This window comes from Terriglobales bacterium (assembly GCA_035543055.1).
In the GTDB taxonomy this organism is placed as follows: Bacteria; Acidobacteriota; Terriglobia; order Terriglobales; family Acidobacteriaceae; genus JAIQFD01.
Genome location: DATKKJ010000094.1, coordinates 1 through 3,357 on the forward strand (window position 1 = coordinate 1; position 3,357 = coordinate 3,357).

Sequence of the window (3,357 nt, forward strand, 5' to 3'; positions counted from 1 at the left end):
CGAAAACAAGGTGTTCATGTCCAGCGCCGACTGGATGGCACGCAACATGGATTACCGGGTGGAGACCTTCGTTCCCATCCATAACCCCACGGTGCATGCGCAGATCCTGGACCAGATCATGGTCGTGAACCTGCGCGACGACGCGCAGAGCTCCGTATTGCGGGCCGACGGCACCTGGCACCGCGTGGCTCCGGGCGATCCGCCGGCCTCCGCACATGAATATTTGATGACCAACCCCTCCCTCTCCGGGCGCGGCTCCGCGCTGCATGGCGGGTTGGCGCTCGACCGGCCCAAGGCAAAGTACAAGCGCCGGGTCGACTGAGAATCTGTCTGGAAACTCTACTCTGGTGGCCGCTTACGAGCGTTTTCCTGCGCTCCGGTGCTCGAATAACACCCGTAATCGACTCGCCAGAGCCAGTTTTCAAACAGTTTCTGATCCCCGGTGCTGCCTCAGTTCAGCGTGTACAGCGTGCCCGCTTTCCACTGCGCCGGGGTAATGAGGTCCGCTGCGCCGACGCGCACGGAATGCAGCTTGCCGTCCAGATTTCGTTCCCAGAAATCCAGGAACTTGCGCAATACGGGGAATTTCGGGGCCAGGTCCAGCTCCTGCCAGACATAGCTCTGCAGCAGACCCGGATGGTCCGGCATGTGGTAGAGAATCTCCGCCGTGGTCAGGCGGTAGTCGCGCATCTGCAAGGCAAGACTCATGCTTGTTCACTCCTTAAACATGAACGGTTTGCCCCGGGGTTTCATCAGATTGCCACGAAACCGCACTGGAGATGCAACAAAAAAATGGGCGATTACAGAAGCTTGGCACTCACCGGCGGGGAGTGCTGCGTTTTCTTGACTCGAGGGGCTGGCGCGGCTAAATCCGTGGCACTCCCGCCATGGGAGTGCTAACAACCGCGGCGCCGCGTGCCGGGCCGGACGGGTTGGAAAGCTTTTAAGACAATAACGTTTAGGAGCGATCATCATGGCGAATTTCCGCCCCCTGCACGACCGCGTCGTCGTCCGCCGCATCACTGCCGAGGAAAAGACCGCGGGCGGCATCATCATCCCCGACACCGCCAAGGAAAAGCCGCAGGAAGGTGAAGTTGTCGCTGCTGGTCCGGGTGCGCGCAACGAGGCCGGTCAGCTGGTGGCCCTGGATGTCAAGGCTGGCGACCGCGTGCTGTTCGGCAAGTGGTCGGGCACCGAAGTCAAGGTCGGTGGCGAAGACCTGCTGATCATGAAGGAATCCGACATTCTCGGTATCATCAACGCCTAATCCCGTAACAGCGTCCTGATGACGCAGCGGCGCCAGCCGCGCAGTCTGAATCAGGCCGCTCCAATATTAAGGAGCTACACACATGGCTGCCAAAGAAGTCCGCTTCGGCTCTGACGCCCGCGACCGCATGCTGCGCGGCGTCGACACCCTCGCCAACGCCGTCAAGGTGACGCTGGGTCCCAAGGGCCGTAACGTCGTCATCGAGAAGTCCTTCGGCGCCCCGCGCATCACCAAGGACGGCGTGTCCGTCGCCAAGGAAATCGAGCTGTCCGACACGTTCGAGAACCTGGGCGCGCAGCTGATCCGCGAAGTCGCCTCCAAGACCAACGACATCGCCGGTGACGGCACCACCACCGCGACCGTGCTGGCCCAGGCCATCGTGCGCGAGGGCGTGAAGGCCGTGGCCGCCGGGCTGAACCCGATGGACCTGCGCCGCGGCATCGACAAGGCGGTTGCCGCCGTGGTCGATGAGCTGAAGGCCCGCACCAAGAAGATCACCACCCCGGCCGAGACCGCCCAGGTTGGCACCATCTCCGCCAATGGCGAGACCGAGATCGGCGAGATGATCTCCAAGGCCATGCTGAAGGTCGGCAACGAGGGCGTGATCACGGTTGAGGAAGCCAAGGGCATCCAGACCGAGCTGGACGTCGTCGAGGGCATGCAGTTCGACCGCGGCTATGTCTCCCCGTACTTCATCACCAACCCGGAGAAGATGATCGCGGACCTCGACAGCCCGTACATCCTGATCTTCGAGAAGAAGCTCGCCCAGCTGCAGCCGATGCTGCCGCTGCTGGAAGCCGTGGTGCAGACCGGCAAGCCGCTGCTGATCATTGCCGAGGACGTTGAGGGCGAAGCCCTGGCGACCCTGGTTGTGAACAAGCTGCGTGGTGGCCTGAAGATCGCCGCCGTCAAGGCGCCGGGCTTCGGTGATCGCCGCAAGGCCATGCTGGAAGACATCGCGATCCTGACCGGTGGCCAAGTCATCTCCGAGGATCTGGGCATCAAGCTCGAGACCGTGACGCTCGCCATGCTCGGCCGCGCCAAGAAGGTGCTGATCGAGAAAGAGAACACCACGATCATCGAGGGCATCGGCGCCAAGGAAGACATCGCCGGCCGCGTCAGCCAGATCCGCGCGCAGATCGAGGAAACCACCTCGGACTACGACCGCGAGAAGCTGCAGGAGCGTCTGGCCAAGCTGGCTGGCGGCGTTGCCGTCATCCGCGTCGGCGGCGCCTCCGAGGTTGAGGTGAAGGAGCGCAAGGACCGCGTTGACGACGCGCTGCACGCGACCCGCGCCGCCGTCGAGGAAGGCATTGTCCCGGGTGGCGGTGTCGCCCTGGCCCGCGCCTCGCTGATCCTCACCAACCTGAAGGCCGAGAACAACGACCAGCAGACCGGTATCGAGATCATCCGCCGCGCCATCCAGGTGCCGCTGCGCCAGATCTCCGAGAACGCCGGTGAAGACGGCGCCGTGATCGCCGGCAAGGTGCTCGACATTGCCGAGTACGCCCATGGCTTCGACGCCCAGTCTGGCGAGTTCAAGGACATGGTTGCCGCTGGCATCATCGACCCGACCAAGGTCGTGCGCACCGCGCTGCAGGACGCCGCTTCCGTGGCTTCGCTGATCATCACCACCGAAGCCGGTGTTGTTGAGCGCGCCGAGAAGAAGCCTGCTGGCGGCATGCCGGGCGGCATGGGTGGCATGGGCGGCATGGGCGACATGGATTTCTAATCCAGCCCAACCGCTTGGACGAAAAGAGAGCCCCGGGGGAAACTCCGGGGCTTTTTTCATGCGCGCCAGAAAACACGCCATAAAGCCACCGCAAACACAGGTGAAACAAGCAACATGTACAGCGAATCCGATCTCGACGCCGCGGTTGCCGCGGGCAAGCTTTCACCCGGGGAGGCGACGAAATTCCGAGACTTCATCGCCGCGCAGAAAACCGCCCCGGCGGTGGATGAGGAATATGTCCGCCTGCTCACAGGCTTCAACGATATCTTCGTCTCCATAGCGCTTACCTTGGTGCTGGTGGCGCTGGGCACCGTAACCGCGTTCACCGGCGTGCCCGGTCTGTGCGTGGCGGCGGCGA

5 protein-coding genes are annotated in these 3,357 nt (G+C 63.1%); 4 read left to right on the plus strand and 1 reads right to left on the minus strand.

Going from position 1 to position 3,357, the window contains the following annotated elements:
- Positions 1-322: hypothetical protein (locus VMS96_07125; GenBank protein ID HVP43187.1), on the plus strand; the 322-nt coding region annotated here is incomplete at its 5' end.
- A gap of 128 nt (positions 323-450) precedes the next feature.
- On the opposite strand, the gene VMS96_07130 is transcribed toward VMS96_07125, so the two are convergent.
- Positions 451-708 carry an usg protein gene (locus VMS96_07130; GenBank protein HVP43188.1) on the minus strand — a complete coding sequence of 86 codons (258 nt, stop codon included), beginning with the start codon at positions 706-708 and terminating at the stop codon, positions 451-453.
- A gap of 265 nt (positions 709-973) precedes the next feature.
- Here VMS96_07130 and groES point away from each other — a divergent pair, with 265 nt between their 5' ends.
- From groES to VMS96_07145, 3 genes are all read left to right on the plus strand, one after another.
- The gene (groES, locus tag VMS96_07135) at positions 974-1,267 is read left to right on the plus strand and encodes a co-chaperone GroES (GenBank protein ID HVP43189.1); all 294 of its coding nucleotides are present in this window, start codon (positions 974-976) and stop codon (positions 1,265-1,267) included.
- 82 nt (positions 1,268-1,349) lie between these two features.
- Entirely contained in the window at positions 1,350-2,999 is a 1,650-nt protein-coding gene (gene groL, locus VMS96_07140) for a chaperonin GroEL (protein ID HVP43190.1), read from the plus strand.
- 114 nt (positions 3,000-3,113) lie between these two features.
- The coding region (locus tag VMS96_07145; GenBank protein ID HVP43191.1) for a hypothetical protein at positions 3,114-3,357 on the plus strand (244 nt) is incomplete at its 3' end.

Excerpts from the sequence above, each read along its gene's own strand:
- VMS96_07130 (HVP43188.1), bottom strand. The coding sequence starts at position 708 with ATGAGTCTTGCCTTGCAGATGCGCGACTACCGCCTGACCACGGCGGAG.
- groES (HVP43189.1), top strand. The coding sequence starts at position 974 with ATGGCGAATTTCCGCCCCCTGCACGACCGCGTCGTCGTCCGCCGCATC.
- groL (HVP43190.1), top strand. The coding sequence starts at position 1,350 with ATGGCTGCCAAAGAAGTCCGCTTCGGCTCTGACGCCCGCGACCGCATG.